This is a genomic window from Lentzea sokolovensis, assembly GCF_033949975.1.
GTDB lineage: Bacteria > Actinomycetota > Actinomycetes > Mycobacteriales > Pseudonocardiaceae > Lentzea > Lentzea sokolovensis.
The window spans coordinates 293,097-311,677 of record NZ_JAXAVU010000017.1 but is presented as its reverse complement, the minus strand read 5'-3'; the positions used below and the strand labels follow the sequence as shown (position 1 = coordinate 311,677).

The 18,581-nt window shown below is 68.2% G+C and carries 16 protein-coding genes; 5 read left to right on the top strand and 11 right to left on the bottom strand.

Going from position 1 to position 18,581, the window contains the following annotated elements; all coding sequences use genetic code 11:
- Nucleotides 1–7 precede the first annotated feature (7 nt).
- From SK854_RS44415 to SK854_RS44395, 5 genes are all read right to left on the bottom strand, one after another.
- Nucleotides 8–634 (bottom strand): DUF4360 domain-containing protein, encoded by a 627-nt coding sequence (locus SK854_RS44415; protein ID WP_319981214.1) that lies wholly within the window; start codon nt 632–634, stop codon nt 8–10.
- Nucleotides 635–912: 278 nt separating this feature from the next.
- Entirely contained in the window at nt 913–1,425 is a 513-nt protein-coding gene (locus SK854_RS44410) for an ATP-binding protein (RefSeq protein WP_319981213.1), read from the bottom strand.
- Between the two features lie 201 nt (nt 1,426–1,626).
- Entirely contained in the window at nt 1,627–2,244 is a 618-nt protein-coding gene (locus SK854_RS44405; protein ID WP_406601901.1) for a DUF4360 domain-containing protein, read from the bottom strand.
- Between the two features lie 421 nt (nt 2,245–2,665).
- Nucleotides 2,666–3,946 carry a HAMP domain-containing sensor histidine kinase gene (locus tag SK854_RS44400; RefSeq protein WP_319981211.1) on the bottom strand — a complete coding sequence of 427 codons (1,281 nt, stop codon included), beginning with the start codon at nt 3,944–3,946 and terminating at the stop codon, nt 2,666–2,668.
- The gene (locus tag SK854_RS44395) at nt 3,943–4,608 is read right to left on the bottom strand and encodes a response regulator transcription factor (RefSeq protein WP_319981210.1); all 666 of its coding nucleotides are present in this window, start codon (nt 4,606–4,608) and stop codon (nt 3,943–3,945) included. The genes SK854_RS44400 and SK854_RS44395 overlap by 4 nt, the downstream gene beginning before the upstream one ends.
- Nucleotides 4,609–4,633: 25 nt before the next feature.
- Between SK854_RS44395 and SK854_RS44390 the strand changes: the two genes are divergently transcribed.
- Entirely contained in the window at nt 4,634–5,188 is a 555-nt protein-coding gene (locus SK854_RS44390) for a hypothetical protein (RefSeq protein WP_319981209.1), read from the top strand.
- 3 nt (nt 5,189–5,191) lie between these two features.
- Here the strand turns inward: SK854_RS44390 and SK854_RS44385 are convergent, their stop codons facing one another.
- From SK854_RS44385 to SK854_RS44375, 3 genes are all read right to left on the bottom strand, one after another.
- Complete coding sequence (locus SK854_RS44385; RefSeq protein WP_319981208.1) at nt 5,192–6,397, bottom strand: glycoside hydrolase family 88 protein; 1,206 nt, start codon at nt 6,395–6,397, stop codon at nt 5,192–5,194.
- 213 nt (nt 6,398–6,610) lie between these two features.
- Entirely contained in the window at nt 6,611–7,597 is a 987-nt protein-coding gene (locus SK854_RS44380; protein WP_319981207.1) for a GNAT family N-acetyltransferase, read from the bottom strand.
- A gap of 4 nt (nt 7,598–7,601) precedes the next feature.
- A complete protein-coding gene (locus SK854_RS44375) occupies nt 7,602–8,585 on the bottom strand; it encodes a hypothetical protein (protein WP_319981206.1) in 984 nt (327 codons plus the stop codon).
- A 109-nt stretch (nt 8,586–8,694) separates the two neighbouring features.
- Between SK854_RS44375 and SK854_RS44370 the strand changes: the two genes are divergently transcribed.
- Nucleotides 8,695–9,579 carry a Ppx/GppA phosphatase family protein gene (locus tag SK854_RS44370; RefSeq protein ID WP_319981205.1) on the top strand — a complete coding sequence of 295 codons (885 nt, stop codon included), beginning with the start codon at nt 8,695–8,697 and terminating at the stop codon, nt 9,577–9,579.
- On the opposite strand, the gene SK854_RS44365 is transcribed toward SK854_RS44370, so the two are convergent.
- Both SK854_RS44365 and SK854_RS44360 read right to left on the bottom strand, forming a co-directional pair.
- A complete protein-coding gene (locus SK854_RS44365; protein ID WP_319981204.1) occupies nt 9,576–9,926 on the bottom strand; it encodes an STAS domain-containing protein in 351 nt (116 codons plus the stop codon). The genes SK854_RS44370 and SK854_RS44365 overlap by 4 nt on opposite strands.
- A 194-nt stretch (nt 9,927–10,120) precedes the next feature.
- The gene (locus SK854_RS44360; protein WP_319981203.1) at nt 10,121–10,516 is read right to left on the bottom strand and encodes an ATP-binding protein; all 396 of its coding nucleotides are present in this window, start codon (nt 10,514–10,516) and stop codon (nt 10,121–10,123) included.
- A 95-nt stretch (nt 10,517–10,611) separates the two neighbouring features.
- Here SK854_RS44360 and SK854_RS44355 point away from each other — a divergent pair, with 95 nt between their 5' ends.
- Nucleotides 10,612–10,980, top strand: coding sequence for an STAS domain-containing protein (locus SK854_RS44355; RefSeq protein ID WP_319981202.1), 369 nt, complete (start codon nt 10,612–10,614; stop codon nt 10,978–10,980).
- A 212-nt stretch (nt 10,981–11,192) separates the two neighbouring features.
- On the opposite strand, the gene SK854_RS44350 is transcribed toward SK854_RS44355, so the two are convergent.
- Nucleotides 11,193–15,338 (bottom strand): HAMP domain-containing protein, encoded by a 4,146-nt coding sequence (locus SK854_RS44350; protein ID WP_319981201.1) that lies wholly within the window; start codon nt 15,336–15,338, stop codon nt 11,193–11,195.
- Nucleotides 15,339–15,475: 137 nt separating this feature from the next.
- Between SK854_RS44350 and SK854_RS44345 the strand changes: the two genes are divergently transcribed.
- On the top strand, nt 15,476–16,861 hold the full coding sequence (locus SK854_RS44345; RefSeq protein ID WP_319981200.1) for a PP2C family protein-serine/threonine phosphatase: 1,386 nt from the start codon (nt 15,476–15,478) through the stop codon (nt 16,859–16,861).
- A 134-nt stretch (nt 16,862–16,995) separates the two neighbouring features.
- Nucleotides 16,996–18,564 (top strand): PHP domain-containing protein, encoded by a 1,569-nt coding sequence (locus tag SK854_RS44340; RefSeq protein ID WP_319981199.1) that lies wholly within the window; start codon nt 16,996–16,998, stop codon nt 18,562–18,564.
- The last annotated feature ends 17 nt before the right edge of the window (nt 18,565–18,581 follow it).

Below are 18,581 nucleotides of genomic sequence, written 5' to 3'. Positions count from 1 at the left end.
TACCGGACTATCTGGGGCAGGTCTTCCAGGCGAAGTGGTAGATGGTCTCGATCGAGCCGTCCGTCGAGTCCATCGCCATGAAGCTGGTCTTCTTCGGGTCGGACGTGCCCTTGTCCACCCGCAGCTCGGTGTTGATGTTGAAGTTCCGCTTGGCGCCGCACGGGTGGTAGATGATCGAGGCGACGTCGGTCTTGTGCGTGACCTGCCAGTCGTCGCTCAGCGCTCCGTTCCAGGTCTTCGAACGCTGGTCGGTGTCCGACATTCCCTGGAAGTAGTAGCTCGCTTTCTGGGTGCCCTTCGCGCCCTTTTCCAGGTGTGCGAAACCTCTGTAGTCGGCCTGTGCGATGCCGAAGGTGAATCCGCCCGGAACGTTGACCTTCAGGTTCAGCTGGCAGTTCTTCCGGAAATCGGTCGGCCGTGAGGTCGGGCCCACCTGCGCCAGGTAGTCGCTGTAGGTGACCGTGAACGCCTTGTTGTCCGGGGAGACCGCGACGGCGGCGGTGCCGGCACGACAGCCGGAGCCGTTGACCGTGACGACGTCGATGGTGATCTGGCCCGTCGGGGGCGGGTCCGCGACCGGGGGAATGACGATGGTGGACAGAGCCAGGCCGGCTGCGGCCAGCGTGCTAATCATGGGACACCTTTCCGAATGTGCAGGACAGTTCGGGCGGCGTGATACGAGACCGTATCGGAAAGGTTGTTGACGAACCGTCCGCCAACCAGAGCAACATTGCCGTGAGAACGTGCTCACGAATACTTCTTCGTGCTCGTCGGTTAATTGCCACCCAGGTCGCGGGAATGCTGTTCAGGAACCCGGAAATCAATTCGTGAAGCGTCCACGCGGTGAACCTGACGAAAACGCGACGAGGGCGCGTCCACTGACGGACGCGCCCTCGCGGGTGAAATCTCGGGTCAGCGCTGCTGGCCGTTGCCCATCGAGCCACCGAGGCCGAACAGGATGCGCTGGATGAGCTCGGGATCGACGTCCGGCTCGTCGCCCAGCGCCTCGGCGGCGGGGGAGCGGCGCTTCTCGCGCCGGGGCAGCGGCACCGCGTTGGCGTTCACGCCGGTCGGCAGCTGCATCTCGCACCAGATCAGCTTGATGCCGCCACCGAGCTGCAGTTCGCCGGTGCGCAGGTCAGGCGAGGTGGGCGGCATGATGAACCTGGCTGCCTCCAGCTCGACGACGAGGTAGTCGCCGCTCAGTCGCAGTCGCAGCGTGATGAGCCGCGAGGTCTTGGGATCTGCCGATTCGATGGCTGCCTCGACCAGTGCGCAAGCGACGGCCGAACACTCCGCGGTCATGTTCCGAAGACGCCATTCACCCAGGGTGAAGCGCACGAACAGATCCGCGCAGTTCACCGCGGTGGGCAGCGCGATGAGTGTCAGGTCGTCGACCTGGGCGGTCTGGGCGTTCGCCTGCATGCTGCCTCCGTTTCGCGTGCGGCGCGCGAGTCCGCGACAGTCACCCGAATGGCCGTCACGGTGAGCGGGAATCTACATGGGTATACGCGGGAAGCAATGGCCCGGTTGACTCACCCGTCAAAAGTCACGTGCGGGTCACGAAGAGAGGGCCCGATGCTCACTGTGAGTATAGCGCCGGGCCCTCTCCGTGATCATTTCGGGTCAGCATCGCTTCCAGGCGAACTGGTACCGGGTCTTGACGCTGCCGTCCGTGGAGTCCATCGACACGAATGACGGTTGGTTCGACGCGTTCGTGAACGCCCGCACCTCGGTGTTCACGTTCAGGTGCCGCACCGCCCCGCACGGCGCGAAGACGATCTCCGCGACGTCGGTGGAGTCGGTGAACTGCCAGTTGTCGCTCGTCGGGACCGCGATGTTGTGCGTGCTCGTCACCGTGGCCGACTGGCCGGCGAAGTAGTAACTGGCGCGTTGCATGCCGCGCGCCCCTCTGGGCAAGTGCGCGAAGCCGCGGTAGTCGGCCTTCGCGATCCCGAAGGTGAAGCCCTGCGGGTAGTGCACGCGCAGGTTCAGCTGGCAGTTCTTGCGGAACTGCGTCGGTGTCGATCCGGAACCGGCCAGGGCGGTGTAGTCGCTGTACGTCACCGTGAATGACGTGTTGTCGTCCGAAACCGCTACCGCGGCCGTTCCGGCGGGGCAGCCGGAACCGTTCACCGTGACGACGTCGATCGTGATTTTTCCGGGCGGAACCTCGTCGGCCCTCGCCTCGGGGGCGACGAGGAGGGAGAGTGCCAAACCCGTAGCAGCCATCGCACTGAGCATGAGTGGCCTTTCAATTTCGAACGGGGATGGCGGCGTGCGGGTGACGTTATCTTAAATTGACTTAAGTCGTGGACGACCGACCGGGCGAACTTAAATATATTTAAAACGGATTAATCGTCTGAACGGTGGATTGGCGACGATCAGCGGTCGGCTAACTTCATGTCAGATCGCAAAAAGATCACCCAGCCCCACTGAATGCACCGGAACCCCACACCTGGCGCCGAGAGCCCCGGCTGATCCACCTCGTTTCACCGGTGTGGGAAGGCAAGCGCGCACTGCTCATCGGGTTCCTCCCTCCTGCTCGGGACTCGGTGGTGCGGCAGCGGTGCCGCGCGGCCGGCCGGTGCCCGCCGGCGGCGTCGGATCCGTCCCACGGTCCGCGCCGCCGGCGGTGTTCGTCTTCCGGCCCCGGCGAGGGGTCCTAAAGCCTCCGGAGCCTCAATTGCACGCGAGCCCCACCCAGCGGCCCGCGGTCGACGTGGAGAGAGCCACCCGTGCTTTCCGCGGCGCGGCGGGCGATGTCGAGCCCCAGCCCCGTGGAACCGCCACCGCTGGCGCCGCGCCGCACCGCCCGTTCGGTGTCCGCGATGCCGGGACCCGCGTCCTCGACCACCAGCGCCACCAGGTCGGCCTGGTGCACCAGCGTCACGGCGAACCGGGTGCCCTCCGGTGTGTAGCGGAAGACGTTGCCCAGCAACGCGTCCAGCGCGGCCGCGAGGTCGGCACGGGTGAGCGGCACCGGCGCGGGCTTGTCTGCGCCGCGGACCGTCCACGGCCGTTCCTGGTCGTCGGCGAGCGCGGACCAGAACACCAGCCGGTCGCGGACCACGCCGGCCGCGTCGGTGCCGGAGTTGTCGGGCTGCAGGCCGGAGCGGGCCGCCTTGATGATCTCGTCGACCTCCCTCTCCAGGCCCTGGACGGCCTCGCGGACGCGGTCCGCCCCCTGACCACTGCCGAGGGTGTCCGCGTCCAGGAGAAGGGCCGTGAGAGGCGTTCTGAGGCGGTGCGAGAGGTCGGCGACCACCTCGCGTTCGGCGGCGAGCAGGTGCCGGACGCGTTCGGCCATGGCGTTGAAGGCCTTGCCGACCTCCTTGATCTCGGGCGGTCCCTTCACCGGGACGCGCACCGTGAGGTCGCCCTGGCCCATCCCGCGCGCGCCCTCGGCCAACGCCCGTGTCGCTTTGACGGCCCGTGCGCCGAGGCGGTCGGCGACGAGCACCGACCCGGCGACCAGGCCGACCGCGACCCCCGCCAGCACCCACCACGTGCCGATGACGCCGTGGGTGAGCTGTTCGTGCGGCACGAACGCCTCGACGATCGCGATCCCGCTCTCGCTGGTGGCCAGCGGTTGCAGATATGCCACGCCATCAGGCCGTTCGACCGTGGAGGCCGTCGCGAGCTTCTGAGCCTCCTGCAGGTCCGCCGCCGTGATGTGCGAGGACCCGTAGGTGACGGCCGGGACGCTCAGGTGCACGGCCAGGCGCTGCTGACCGCCGTAGCGGGTGCTCCTGATCGCCTGGCGGATCTCCTGCGGTTTGCGGGTGATCAGCAACGCCGGCGTCAGCGCGTTGGCCTGCCTCTCGGCCTCGCTGAGGGCACGGGTGTACGCGGCGTTCTTCACGACGATCGCGAGCGGGACGAGGAACGCCAGCGCCACCATGCTGGTCGCCGCGAGAGCGACCAGCACCAGTGACCGCCTCATTGCGGAGCGACCATGCGCACGCCGACTCCTCGCACCGTGTGCAGATAACGAGGCTGCGCGGCCCGCTCACCGAGCTTGCGGCGCAACCAGGACAGATGCACGTCGAGCGTCTGGTCGTCGCGGTTGGACGGCCACAGGCTCGCCAGGATCTCCGCCCGCGGCACCACCTCCCCCTGCCGTGCCGCGAGGTAGGAGAGCAGCTCGAACTCCTTGTGCGTCAGCGAGAGCTCCTGGCCGTCCACAGTGGCCCTGCGGAGGTTCACGTCGATCTCCAGGCCGCCGATGACGAGCTGCTTGCTGTCGCGGGCGCGTCGCAGCACCGCCTGCAGGCGGGCTTCGAGGTGTTCGCTGGAGAAGGGTTTGACGAGGTAGTCGTCCGCGCCCGCGTTGAGCAGCCGGATGATCTCGGCCTCGTCGTCGCGGGCGGTCGCGATGACCACCGGGGTGTTCGTGACGCCTCGGATCATCCGCAGCGCGTCACCGCCGTCGAGGTCGGGGAGCCCGAGATCGAGCACCACGACGTCGTAGGAGTTGGCGGTGACTTCGCGCAGGGCCTCGATCGCGAGCGCGACACCGTGCACGATGTGGCCCTGGCCGGTGAGGGCGCGCGTGATCGCCGCCCGCACCACCGGGTCGTCCTCGACGAGCAGTACTGATGCCATGAGCCGCTACAGGAGGATTGTCGCAGTGAGACGGTCGGTCGGATACCTGGTCGCCTGGGCTTTGGTGACCACGGTCGCCATCGGCCTGTCCTGGTTCGGCATCCGCTGGGCGATGGAACCCGCCCCGGTCGCCGCCGTGGAGGTCACGACGGGATCGGCCGTGCTGCCGATGCCGACCGTCACCTCGATCACCGTCCCGGTGCCCGAATCGGGTCCCTCCGTCGGTACGTCGCCTGCCACGCCGTCGTCCACCAGGCCTCCTGAGATCACTACGTCCGCTGTTCCGGCTCCTCCCAGTAGTACGGATGCGCGTCCCTCCTCGGCTCAACTTCCGCAGGGGGAATGGCAGTCGGACGGTTCCTACGTCCACGCGTTCCACCTGCAGGGCGGGGACGTGGTCGTGCGCTACCGGCCGCAGGGGGTGCAGGCGCTGTCGGCCACCCCCGCGGACGGGTACTCGGTGTCGGTGGAACAGCCCGGCGGGCCGCTGGTGGTGAACTTCCGCAACGCCGCCGGCCGGTTGTCCAGGCTGGAAGCCACCTGGAACAACGGGCCGACGGCGAAGGTGATCGAGCAGTAGGACTTACAGGCCGATGGCCTTGGCGATCTGCGTGGGCTTGAGAACGCGCAGGATCGCCTCGTACAGGTAGTAGTCGCCGTACGGCAACGAGACCTCCACACCGTCCTCGGCCGGCCGGTTGCGGGTGCCGCGCGCCAGGATCGCCTCAGCGCGCGTCGACCTGGTGGTCAGACACGTGCCGACCAGGCCGTCGAGGATCTTCAGCGCCCGGTCGCGGTAGCGGTCGGTGCCGGTGGCCTTGGCCAGGTCGAGCAGGCCGCACGCCATGATCGCGCCCGCCGACGAGTCCTTGATGTCGTTGACGCCCAACGGCGTGCGGTAGTCCCACACCGGCACGCTGTCCGGCGTGAGCACCGACAGCGCGTAGTCGGACAGCTTGCGCGCGGTGTCGCGGAACTCGCGCAGCCCCGTGCGCCGGTACATGGTCGTGAAGCCGTAGATGCCCCACGCCTGACCGCGTGCCCAGCACGACGTCGGGCTGTAGCCCTGCACCGTGTTCGGGCCGATCGCCGCGCCGGTGTCCGGGTTGAAGTCGAACACGTGCGGGGTCGAGCCGTCCGGGCGGACGAAGTGCGTCTGAGTCGTCCTGGCGTGGGCGATCGCGATGTCGAGGAACTTGCGGTCGCCGGTCTGCTCGGTGGCGAACGCCAGCAGGTCCAGGTTCATCATCGTGTCGATGATGACGCGGCCCGCGTTGCCCGGCGTGCCCAGCGCGCCCCACGCGCGGATGTACTTGCCGACCGGGTTCCAGCGCTGGATCAGCGTGTTCGCCGCGTCGATCGCGCCGTCCCGCCACCTGGTGTCGCCGGTGAGCCGGTACGCGGTGACCCAGGACGGGTAGAAGAGGAACCCCAGGTCGTGGTCGCGCGGCTGAAGCCTTCTGGGCGCCAGCCTGTCGTTGGCGGCTTCGGCGAGAGCGCGGAACTGCGCGTCGCCGCTGTCGAGGTGCGCGAGCCACAGGGTGCCCGGCCAGAAGCCGCCGATCCAGCCGCCGTCGGCGACGTAGGTCCACCTCTCGGCCCTGGTGATCTCCGGGAACGAGGTGATGCCCGGTGCGACCGCCTTCAGCTTGCTGTTGCCGTAGTCGAGGGCCGCACGGAGTTTCGCGGGCGAAGCTGCGGCTTCTCCCGCACCGATGGCGACTCCTGCTCCAGTGAGCAGGGGAGTGGCCGCTGCGGACGCCAGAAGGGTGCGTCGAGACAGATTCACGAGACCGTCCAGTCCCTTTCATTGTCTTGCGCCCGGCGCCACGATGCCAGATCGGATCAACGCGTGTAAAGGTGCGTTAAAAATTGATTCCTTCGTCTTGTCCTGGGCTGCTGAACAGCGTAAAGGGCGCCCATCCGAGTTGATCAGATATATGAACTTCCTGGAATCCGACGTTGTAAAACCAATTGTTCATCCTTGTGAACAATTCGCCGTTCAGACGCGGTGGAGAACCGCGTCCAGATGGCATGGCCTCATGCCGTGCCGCCGCTTGAAGGCGGCGTTGCCGCGCCCGCCCTCCAGCGTGGACTTGCCGAGGCGGATCGCGAGCCGGACCGACTCCGCGAACAGCACGCCGTACGGGCTGTAGTTGCCGTCCACGGCGTAGTCGACGCCGCAGGTCCAGGTGTGGAAACGGGTGGCGTCGGTGAGACAGACGCCGGCCGCGACGAGCTTGCCGTGCTGCCGCACCTCGATCACGTGCGCGAGGTCGCCGAGCGCCGTCACGAACCTGGCGAAGGCCTTGCCGGGGTAGTAGCCGTTGTTCTCGAAGCGGCTGGCGGTCTTGACGCACAGCAGGGTGATCTCGTCGAGCGAGGCGTGGTGGACGGGCAGGACCTCGATCGTCACGCCGGCCTCTGCCGATCTTCGGTCGTTGCGCCGCACGTTCGCTCTGGCGCGCGGGCTCAGACTCGCGAGGTAGTGCTCATAGGTGGTGAGGCCGGTGGTCCATCGGTCGGTCAGGTGACGCGCGGGCAACCCGGCCGCTCTCAACGCGTGCGACAAAGCGTTGCCGCGCTGGACGTTCATGAATCCGCACCAGCGTGCGCCGAGGATCGACGCCGTGCGGACCAGGGCGTCCAGCAGTCTCGGCAGCACCTCCGCGGTGGCGGGCACGTGCGCGTCGTAGCAGTGCCAGGTGTGACTGAGCAGCGCCGGCTGGCCGACCGCGTCCGGATAGGCCTCGTGCAGGCGGCGCAACGGATTCGCGGCCGTCTGGAGGTAGGCGGGCATGACCGCGACCGGCTTGTCGCCCTGGCGCACCACGAAGTACGCGAAGGCGTCGACCGTCGTCAGCGGCGACTGCTCGTAGGCGCTGACGTAGGCGTGTCGGTAGAAGACCGGCGCGCCCGCGTCGCGGACCACGGAGTCCCAATCGGCAGAATCGATTTCCCTTATGGTGTTGGAGAATTCGACGTGCACACGGTCACTGTACGGCTTGCCAGACCGCGAAGGGGACGTCGATCTCGTCGCGGCTCAGGCCGCCGTTCTCGTAGCGGACGGACGGATCCGGGAGCGGGAACCTCGGTGACGCGGCCACCGCGACGACCGGGCCCGCCTCCGGCTGGGGCAACCCGAGATCGGTGGCGTGGTGCACGGTCGCCGTGTCACCCAGAGTCGTTGCCACGCGGTCGAAAACGGCCTCCAGGCGGTCCGCCTTCGGGTAGAGCCACCGCGTGCGCCCGGCGCCGCCGGAGGGGATCACGCACTCCTCGCGCACGATCGCGTCCCAGGCCTCGACGAGTTCCGGGTCCGGGTCGACGGGGACCATGCCGTGGTCCGAATGCGCGACGACGGTCCAACCCTGTGCGGCCCAACGGGAAGCGTGGGCGTCCAAGCGCAGCATGGCCTCGTGCACCGACTCGTCGTAACCGTGGCGGCGCACGTGGTCGCCCACGTTGACGTACGTCCAGAGGAACCTGGAGTCCTTGAGCGCCTTGTCGAGATCGGCGACGACGTTCGCGACCAGCAGCGGCGGGTCCTCGGCCTGAGCGGTGAGTTTGTGCGGGGCGTGCGCGGGTATCCGGGTGCACCCTCGCAGCAGGGCCTGCGCCCAGGTTCCTTCGAGCAGGTCGAGCTCGCGGGCGAGCACGGTCGCGCCGTGACGTTCCAGCACGGTCGTCAGGTTCGGGATCGCGGGCATGCCCTTGATGGCGTGCACCAGGCCGGACCCGTTGCGGTACACCGTTCCCGGTACGCGGTGGACGTCCGCGGGGACGCCGGTCAGCGCGGTCAGCAGCGCCGTCGCGGACGCCGACGGCACCGTCGAGGACAGCGTGGAGACGGAGGCGGACAACCACGACTGTTTGGCCACGTCCGAGGAGAGACCGTGCACCGCCAGCACGATTACGCCGGATCGAGCCTTGCCGAGGGCGTGTTCGAGCCGGGAAGGTATCTCCGCCAGTGACATTCGGTGACTGTAACGCATCTCATCAGGGCAAGATTGCGCGTTCGGGTGCTCAGTTCCGCACAATGGGCGCCGATGAGGTAAAGAACACTTGGTGGAAGGAAGGTGGCGGATGACGGTCGGAGTTCTGGACGTCGGGTGCTTCAGCGCACACCTGGTGGTCGTGGAACGAGACCTGATGCGTCCGCTGGTGTCCCACAAGGTCCGGCTGCGGCTGGACCGGGAACTGGACTCCGCCGGGGCCATCAGCCGCGACGGCGTCGAGTCGCTCTGCGCCGCCGTGCTGGCCGCCCGCAAGGAGGCGGGCGACGTCCCGTTCCTGCCCTTCGCCACCTCGTCCGTGCGCGACAGCTCGAACTCCGCCGAGGTCATCCGCAAGGTCGCCAGACGCACCGGCGTCGACCTGAAAGTGTTGTCCGGCAAGGAAGAAGCACGTTTCTCGTACGCCGCGGCCCGGCACTGGTTCGGCTGGAGCGCGGGTCCCATGGTCGTGCTGGACGTCGGCGGCGGCACCGTCGAACTGGCCGCCGGCTCCGGGGCGGAACCCGAGCGCGCGGTGTCGTTGCCTTTGGGGGCAAGGACTTTGACCCGCACCGGCCTGACCGTCACGGACATGCGCGCCGAGGTGGCGCAGCGGCTCGCGTCCGCTTTCCCTTGGGGTGAGAGCGCTCGCGCGGTCGGGTGCTCGAAGGTGTTCGAGCAGTTGGCCCGCCTCGCCGGCGCGCGCAACGGCACCTACGCGCCGCGCCAGTTGCGGCTCAAGGACCTGGAGAAGTGGATTCCGCGCCTCGCGAAGCTCTCGGTGCGCGAACGCGCGGCTCTGCCGGGGATCTCGCGCCACCGGGCCCAGCAGTCGCTGGCGGGCGCGGTGGTCGCGGAGGGGTTGATGAAGGTCTCTGGCCACGACGTCGTGGACATCTCGCCGTGGTCCACCAAGGAAGGGCTGCTGCTCTCGCTGGTGGAGCGCTCTCGCGCGAGGAACTCGTCCGCCGCCTAGAAGCTCTTCAGCGCGGTGACGGCGTCGTCGACGTCGTTGAACAGCAACAGCAACTGGTCGACGGCCGTCATCTCCAACGGACGCAACACGATTCTGGTGTCGCTGACGACACCGAACCTGATGCCGAGCTCGTCGGCCTGGGCCTGGGTCTCCACGAGCGCGCGGATCCCCTCGGAGCCGAAGAAGCGCACCTCCCGCAGGTCCACGACCAGTGCGGGCGGCTTGCGGTCGAGCAACTCGGCGAGCCTGCTGGTCACCGGGGCCGACGACAACATGTCGATCTCACCCGTGAGCGAGACGATCGGGATGGACTGGACGTAGGTAGTTCTCTGTCGTAGCTGGTTCATAAGGACTCCCGTCCGCACCGACCGTACGCGTGATCGCCGGATCGTCACAAGCCGAACGGGGTCTCACCAGGTCAGCACGTCTTGACCGAGCAGAAAAGCTTTTGGGAGGAGCATCGCCGCGACGAGCACGGCCAACCGCAGGACGAGGGTGATCACACTGCGCGCGGCCGTTGTGCGGGCTCAGATGCCCGTTGTCAGGCTTCTAGTTGCGCCCAGACCACTTTGCCGCCGCGCTGCGGTGTCGTGCCCCACTGAACACTCAGCGCCTGCACGAGCTGCATGCCGCGGCCCCGGGCGCTGGTGGGGTCCACGGGTCTGAGCTGAGGCAGCTTCGACGACTCGTCGTGCACCTCGACGAGCATGCCGCCCGCCTTCCGGCTCACCGTGAGTGTGATCGGACCCTCACCGTGATCGATGCCGTTGGACACGAGCTCCGTCACGACGAGCTGCGCGTCGTCGGTCAGGTCCTCGGACAACTCCCACGAGGTAGCGGCCTCGCGCACCACCTGACGTGCGCGAGCGCACGAGCCACCCTCGGCGGTCAGGATCACCCGCACCTCGGCCAGTGGGTCGTTCAACACAAGGCGCATCGTCGCACATCCGGCGCGCCGTTCGGATCTTTCAGCCCCCCGGTGGTCGCATGGTCGGGCATCGTGCTGCACGATTTGGGTCGCACGAGTCGGGCGTGGCGGAAGGAACGGCGACGATGGAGCTCAACGTCGGCAGCGAGGTCCAGCGGGGATGGCGTGTGCTCGCCGTCGCCGGTGAGCTGGACATCGACACCGTCCCTTTGCTGTCCGCGCGGCTTGATTCCGATGTCACCGGGGTTCATGCCGTGCTGGATCTGTCGGAACTGGCCTTCATGGACTCGACCGGGTTGGCGCTGGTGCTGGACTGGCATCGGCGGTTGGCCGAGGGCGGTGGGCAGTTGCGGGTCGCTGCCGCCCAGGGGCCGGTTCGGCGGTTGTTCGAGTTGGCCGATGTGGCTGAGGTGCTGAGCTTGCACGAGTCGGTGGACCTGGCTGTTCAGGAGGCCGTCGACTCGACTCGGTGATGGCCGCGGGCCGGCTTGCGTCGGCATGTCGCGTTCCAGCGGGGTGTACCGAGCCGGGTCGATTCATCGCCGCTTCGCGAGAATTGCGATCGGGGCTCGAAGTCAAGCCCCAATCGCCGGGTTGGTCGCGTCATCACCGCTGGTCAGGCACGCACGATTTACGTGCCTCAACTTCGTGGCTGCCCATTTCCCGTGGGCGGTTCGCCCATTTGTCACGCCTCTCCTGAAATGCCCAGGTAATAGGAGATCAGGCGGATGAGGTGTTCGGTGTCCACCGGCTTGGTGACGTAGTCGGTGGCGCCTGAAGCCAGGGACTTCTCGCGGTCGCCCTTCATGGCCTTGGCGGTGACGGCGATGACCGGGAGGTCGGCGTAGCGCTCCATGGCACGGATGGCCGAGATCGTCGCGTTGCCGTCCAGCTCCGGCATCATGATGTCCATCAGGACGATGGCCACGTCGTCGTACTGTTCGAGGGCGCGCACGCCCGTTATGCCGTTGTCGGCGTAGATGGCTTCCAGACCGTGCAGTTCGAGCACGCTCGTGAGGGCGAAGACGTTGCGCAGGTCGTCGTCCACCACGAGGACCTTCTCGCCGTGGAAGCGCATTGAGCCGGAGGCGGCCAGCACCGGGGCGGGCATGACGATGGGGGTCGGTTCGGGCAGGACGAGGCTGTCCGAGATGACCTTGCCCAGTGGCAGGCAGAGGGTGAACGTCGAGCCGATGCCCGGCTCGGAGCGGACGCGCAGGGCGCCGTTCAGGAGCTGAGCCAGTTCACGGCTGATGGACAGGCCCAGGCCCGTGCCGCCGTACTTGCGGGACGTGGTGCCGTCTGCCTGTTGGAAGGCCTCGAAGATGACGGCGAGCTTCTCGGCCGGGATGCCGATGCCGGTGTCGTGCACGTCGAAGGCCACGGTGAACGGATCGTCCATGCGCACGTGCAGGCGGATGCCGCCGTCGTGGGTGAACTTCACGGCGTTGGACAGCAGGTTGCGCAGGATCTGCTGAAGCCTGTGTTCGTCGGTGTGCAGGGTTTCCGGCACGTTCGGGTCCACGCGGACGGAGAACTCGAGGTTCTTCTCGGCCGTGAGGGGCAGGCAGAGGGTCTCGACGTAGCGGACCAGTTCGTCCAGGCGGACCGGGTCCTCGTGCAGCTGCATGTGGCCCGCCTCGACCTTGGTGAGGTCGAGGATGTCGTTGATGAGCTGCAGCAGGTCGGAGCCGGACGAGTGGATCGTGCGGGCGAACTCGACCTGCTTGGCGTTGAGGTTGCCGTCGAGGTTGTCGGCGAGCAGCTTCGCCAGGATCAGCAACGAGTTCAGCGGAGTCCGGAGTTCGTGGGACATGTTCGCCATGAACTCGGACTTGTACTTCGAGGCGGTCTGGAGCTGGCGGGCCCGGTCCTCCAGCTCCTCCGAACCGGCGCGCAGTTCGGTCGTCAGGCGCTGGGACTCGACCAGCAGGGCGTCGGTGCGGGAGTTGGCGAGCAGCGTGTTCACGTTGACGCCGATCGCCTCCTTGAGCTGGTCCAGGAGGTCGAGGTGGACGTCGGAGAACTCGTTCAGGGACGCCAGCTCGATCACGCCGAGGGTTTCGCCCTGGAACAGGATCGGCAGGATCACCAGGTTCACCGGGGCCGACTCGCCCAGCGCGGAGGAGACGGTCAGGTAGCCGCCGGGGACCTGGGTGACGAGGATCGTCTTCTTCTCCAGCGCCGACTGGCCGACCAGCGACTCGCCCATGGCCACGCGGGTCGTGCGGGCGGAGTCGAGCCGGAAGCCGTAGGAGGCGGTGAGCTCCAGGGTCTGCTTGGACTCGTCCTCCTCGATCTGGAAGAACGCGCCGTGGTGGGCGCTGACCAGCGGCGTCAGCTCGCTCATGATCAACGAAGCCAGCGCGCGCAGGTCGCGGTGGCCCTGCATCAGGCCGGACAGGCGGGCCAGGTTGGTCTTGAGCCAGTACTGCTCGCGGTTGGCGCGCGTGGTCTCTTTGAGGTTCGCGATCATCTGGTTGACGTTGTCCTTGAGCTCCGCGAGCTCTCCGGACGCGTCGACGGTGATCTGCCTGGTCAGGTCGCCTGCCGTCACGGCGGTGGCGACGGCGGCGATCGCGCGGACCTGGGTCGTGAGGTTCGAGGCGAGCTGGTTGACGTTGTCGGTCAGCTTCGACCACGTGCCCGCGACGCCGTCGACCTCGGCCTGGCCGCCGAGCTTGCCCTCGGTGCCGACCTCGCGCGCGACACGCGTGACCTCGTCGGCGAACGAGGAGAGCTGGTCGACCATCGTGTTGATGGTGGTCTTGAGCTCCAGGATCTCGCCGCGCGCCGAGACGTCGATCTTCTTCGTCAGGTCGCCCTGCGCGACGGCGGTGGTGACCTGGGCGATGTTGCGGACCTGGTTGGTCAGGTTGTCCGCCATGAAGTTCACCGAGTCGGTGAGGTCCTTCCACGTGCCGGCGACGCCGGACACGCGCGCCTGGCCGCCCAGGATGCCCTCGGTGCCGACCTCGCGGGCGACACGGGTGACCTCGTCGCCGAACGCGCGGAGCGTGTCGACCATGCCGTTCAGGGTCTCGGCGAGAGCGGCGACCTCGCCCTTCGCCTCGACGGTGATCTTCTTCGAGAGGTCGCCGTTCGCGACGGCGGTGGCGACGGCGGCGATGTTGCGGACCTGGTTGGTGAGGTTGTCCGCCATCAGGTTGACGTTGTCGGTCAGGTCCTTCCAGGTGCCGGCGACGCCCTGCACGCGGGCCTGACCGCCCAGCCGGCCGTCGGTGCCGACCTCGCGCGCGACACGCGTGACCTCCTCGGCGAACGACGACAGCTGGTCGACCATCACGTTCAGCGTGGACTTGAGCTCCAGGATCTCGCCGCGCGCGTCGACGGTGATCTTCTGCGACAGGTCGCCGTTCGCGACGGCGGTGGCGACGTGCGCGATGTTGCGGACCTGGTTGGTCAGGTTGTTCGCCATGAAGTTGACGTTGTCGGTCAGGTCGCGCCACGTGCCCGCGACGCCCGGCACCGTCGCCTGACCGCCCAGCCGGCCCTCGGTGCCGACCTCACGGGCCACGCGCGTGGCCTCGTCGGCGAACGAGGAGAGCTGGTCGACCATCGTGTTGATGGTGGTCTTGAGTTCGAGGATCTCGCCGCGGGCGTCGATCGTGATCTTCTGGGTCAGGTCGCCGCGAGCGATGGCGGTGGTGACCGAGGCGATGTTGCGGACCTGGGTCGTCAGGTTGTTCGCCATGACGTTCACCGACTCGGTGAGGTCGCGCCACGTGCCCGCCACGCCCGGCACCTGGGCCTGACCACCGAGGCGGCCGTCCGAGCCGACCTCGCGGGCGACACGGGTGACCTCGTCACCGAAGCTCGACAGCTGGTCGACCATCGTGTTGATGGTGGTCTTGAGCTCCAGGATCTCGCCGCGGGCGTCGACGGTGATCTTCTGGGTCAGGTCGCCGAGCGCCACCGCGGTCGTGACCTGCGCGATGTTGCGGACCTGAGTGGTCAGGTTGTCCGCCATGAAGTTGACGTTGTCGGTCAGGTCGCGCCAGGTGCCGGCCACGCCCGGCACCTTCGCCTGACCACCGAGCTTGCCGTCCGTGCCGACCTCGCGGGCGACACGGGTGACCTCGTCCGCGAACGACGACAGCTGGTCGACCATCGTGTTCAGCGTGTTCTTGAGCTCCAGCATCTCGCCGGAGACGTCCACGGTGATCTTCTGCGTCAGGTCGCCGTTCGCCACCGCCGTCGCGACCTGGGCGATGTTGCGGACCTGGTTCGTCAGGTTGTTCGCCATCGAGTTCACGTTGTCGGTCAGGTCGCGCCAGGTGCCGGCCACGCCGGGCACCTTCGCCTGACCGCCCAGGCGACCGTCCGTGCCGACCTCACGGGCGACACGCGTGACCTCGTCGGCAAAGCTCGACAGCTGGTCGACCAGGCCGTTCACCGTCGAGCCGAGCGTCGCGAACTCGCCGCGCAGCGTCTGGTCCGACATGCGCTTGGTCAGGTCGCCCTCGGCGACGGCGGCGAGCACGCGGCTCAGCTCGCTCGTCGGCCGCATCAGGTCCTCGACCAGGCCGTTCACCGAGTCCGCGATCAGCGACCAGCCACCGGCGGTGCCCGCGGGCGCCACCCGTTCGGTGAGCCTGCCCTCCTGGCCCACCGCCTGGCGGACCCGGCCCAGCTCACCGGCGAGCCACTGGTTGCGCTCCGCGATCTCGTTGAACACGTCCGCGAGGGCCGACACGGGCCCGTTCCCCGGCACGACGAGCCTGCGGCGGAAGTTGCCGTCCCGCAGATCTCTCATGGCGGAGAGAACCCGATCGAGGGTCGCGTCCGTCTCTTCGTTGGCCGTGGTCACTCCAAGCCTCCGTGCCTCGGTGGTCGCAGCCAAGCCTGCCACGTTAGGTTGGGAGCGAGGTAACTTGATGCCGCTATGCACGCCAACTACCCGCAGGAGGCCGTGATGATTCGGCCGGCTGCGCTGGGCGACTGCCGATGAGCAGCGCCGTCGGGATCGACCTCGAAGGCTGGCAGCGGCTCGTGGACGGGTTGCGCGAAGCCGTCTTCGTCGTGGACCCGGCAGGAGTGGTGCGCGTGCGCAACGCCGCGGCCGCCGACCGGTTCCCCCGGCTCGGTCTCGGCGGGCACTTCGACGTGCACGTCGCGGGCCGCCAGCACGACCTCGGCGAGGGCTGGAGTGCCTGGTACTTCACGGACTCCACGCTCGATCACGCCCATCTGCGGCTAGCCGGCGGCACGTCGCGGGAACTGACCCTGAAGACGATCGTGCAGCTCGCGGCGGAGCTGCTGGGCGAGCACTGCGTCGCCGTGGTGCCCGCCACCCGTGATCGGCTCGAGTGGTGGCGGTGCGGCGGCGGCGAACCGACGGTCGTGCGCACGCCTCGCAGGGCCTCCGAGATCGCCGAGGTGCTGACCGGCACGGCGGCGCTGACCAGGATCACCTCTTTGGGTGAAGGCAGCTGGGGCGTGCCGGAGGACTTCGGCTGCGCGCTGGCCGTGCCACTGGGCGTCGGCGGTGCGCTGGTCGTGGCGCGCAAGGGCGACTTCGCGCCGAACGACGTCGAACGCGTCCGGCTGTTCGGCAAGCACGCCGCCACGGCGCTGGAGTCGTCGTCGAGGCTGACCGAGCAGCAGCGGACGATCGAGGTGCTGCGCTCGGCGTTGCTGCCGTTGCCGTTGCCCGAGGTGCACGGTGTGACGATGGCCTCTGTGTTCATCCCGGCCCACCAGCGCGCGATGGTCGGCGGCGACTTCTACGACGTGCACCCGCGCACGGACGGCTCGGCGACGTTCGCGCTGGGCGACGTCTGCGGCCACGGCCTGGAAGCCGCGGTCCACAGTGGACGCGTGCGGCAGTCCCTGCAGGCGCTGTCCCTGGTCGAGACGAACCCGGTGCGGCTGCTGCACCTGCTGAACACCTCGTTGCGCGCCACCGGTTCGAAGCTCTTCACCACGATCGTCGTCGGCGAACTGGTGCCGCTGGCGAACGGCGGCGCGCGGTTGTCGCTCGCGTCCGGCGGCCATCCCGCGCCGATGATCCTGCGGGCGGACGGCAGCGTGCACGAGGTGAGCGCGACCGGTGCGATCGTCGGCATCCTGTCGGACGTCCGGTTCTCCGGCGAACAGGTCACGCTGGCGCCGGGGGACACGCTGGTGCTCTACAGCGACGGGTTCACCGAGGCCCGTGCGCACACCGATCGCACGGAACTGTTCGGCGAGCAGCGTCTGCGGGCAGTGCTGAAGGAATGCAAGGGACTGCCGGCGGAGGAGATCGCGCGTCACTGCGAGCAGGTCGTGCTCAAGTGGCTGGACCGCGACGACCACGACGACCTGGCGTTGCTGGCTGTCCAGGCCGTGTGAGTGAAATTCCCGGTACAAGCGTTCATCGTCCGTTCGTTTGCCACGCAAGCTTGACCGGTTGAGATCTGCGCATGTCCCACTCTCACGATCACTCTCACGGTGATCACACGCACCACCACCACGAGGTAGAGCCGGTGGAGGGCAGCTGGCTCGACCCCGCGGACGACCGTCCGTCGTCGGTCGAACGCCGCAGGTTCCTCGCCGGCCTGGGCATCGCGGCCGGCGCCGTCGGAGCCGTGGCCGCCGGCACGGGCAAGGCCGAGGCGCACGTCCCGGTCAACCCCTGGGGCGGCGGTGAGCGCTGGTACTCGGGCGACCACCACATCCACACCCAGTACTCCGACGACGGCCAGTACACGATCGCGCAGCAGGTCGGGAAGGCACACGAGTTCGGCCTCGACTGGGTCGTCATCACCGACCACGGTGGCGTCGCGCACCAGAAGTTCTCGATCGACCAGATCACGCCGGACATCGAGCGCGTCCGCCGGTCGCAGCGCGACGTGCTGGTCTACCAGGGCCTGGAGTGGAACATCCCCGGCGCGGAGCACGCCACCGTGTTCATGCCGCCCGGCAAGCACACCGTCGACATCCTCAAGGCGTTCGAGCTGTCCTACGACGGCCGCATCGCGAACAACACCGAGTCGCTCGCCCTGGCCGCGCTGCGGTACCTGGAGGCGCAGGTCCTCTCCGGACGGACCGAGATCGCCCTGATGTTCGCGAACCACCCGTCGCGGCGCGGCGTGGACAGCCCGCACGAGATCCGCGGCTGGCGCGACGCGGCCCCCGGCGTCGCGGTCGGCATGGAGGGCGCGCCCGGTCACCAGGCCGCCGGCACGCCGAAGTCCGCGGGCGGCTCCGGTCGTGCCCGCGGTTACTACGACACCGCCGCACCGTTGCCGGAGTCGTTCCCCGGCTACCCGGCGGAGTCCTACCGCACGCACGGCGGTTTCGACTGGATGACCGCCAAGGTCGGCGGCCTGTGGGACTCGCTGCTCGCCGAGGGCAGGCCGTGGTGGATCACCGCGAACTCGGACGTGCACCAGGTCTTCAACGACACCCTCACCCCTGGCAAGCAGGACTACGCCACGACCGGCTCGAAGGGCGCGCCGATCGACTCGGGCGTCAAGCAGACCAACTACGGCGACTTCTTCCCGGGCCAGTACGGCGCGAACGTCGTCGGCGCGCGGTCGAAGTCCTATGTGGACATCATGCGCGGCCTGCAGTCGGGCAAGGTGCTGACCGTGCACGGCCGCCTGATCGACGGCCTGGAGCTGCGCGTGCGGTCGCGCGACGACCTGCGCGGCGTGACGCTGGGCGGGCGGACGTTCGTGCGCCGCGGCGGCGACGTCGAGATCACCATCGAGATCGACCGCGCCGACGGCCCGAACTTCTCCGGCGCCAGGCCCGTGCTGGCCAAAGTGGACCTGATCTCGGGCCCGGTGACCGGTCCGTCCGCGGACCGCGACCTGTTCCTGGCGCCGGAGACCGCCGTCGCGAAGACGTTCGAGGTGCCGCGCACCGGCAAGATCCGGTTCACGCACACCTTCAAGAACGTCGAGCGGTCGTTCTACCTGCGGCTGCGGGGAAGCGACGGCAAGCGGCTCACGTCGTCCGGTGACCCGGTGGTCGACGAGATCGCGAACTCGGACCCGTGGGCGGACCTCTGGTTCTACGCCAACCCCGTGTTCGTCGACGTGATCTGAGTCCTGTCAGGACTAGG

Excerpts from the sequence above, each read along its gene's own strand:
- SK854_RS44415 (WP_319981214.1), bottom strand. The coding sequence starts at position 634 with ATGATTAGCACGCTGGCCGCAGCCGGCCTGGCTCTGTCCACCATCGTC.
- SK854_RS44410 (WP_319981213.1), bottom strand. The coding sequence starts at position 1,425 with ATGCAGGCGAACGCCCAGACCGCCCAGGTCGACGACCTGACACTCATC.
- SK854_RS44405 (WP_406601901.1), bottom strand. The coding sequence starts at position 2,244 with ATGCTCAGTGCGATGGCTGCTACGGGTTTGGCACTCTCCCTCCTCGTC.
- SK854_RS44400 (WP_319981211.1), bottom strand. The coding sequence starts at position 3,946 with ATGAGGCGGTCACTGGTGCTGGTCGCTCTCGCGGCGACCAGCATGGTG.
- SK854_RS44395 (WP_319981210.1), bottom strand. The coding sequence starts at position 4,608 with ATGGCATCAGTACTGCTCGTCGAGGACGACCCGGTGGTGCGGGCGGCG.
- SK854_RS44375 (WP_319981206.1), bottom strand. The coding sequence starts at position 8,585 with ATGTCACTGGCGGAGATACCTTCCCGGCTCGAACACGCCCTCGGCAAG.
- SK854_RS44370 (WP_319981205.1), top strand. The coding sequence starts at position 8,695 with ATGACGGTCGGAGTTCTGGACGTCGGGTGCTTCAGCGCACACCTGGTG.
- SK854_RS44365 (WP_319981204.1), bottom strand. The coding sequence starts at position 9,926 with ATGAACCAGCTACGACAGAGAACTACCTACGTCCAGTCCATCCCGATC.
- SK854_RS44360 (WP_319981203.1), bottom strand. The coding sequence starts at position 10,516 with ATGCGCCTTGTGTTGAACGACCCACTGGCCGAGGTGCGGGTGATCCTG.
- SK854_RS44345 (WP_319981200.1), top strand. The coding sequence starts at position 15,476 with ATGAGCAGCGCCGTCGGGATCGACCTCGAAGGCTGGCAGCGGCTCGTG.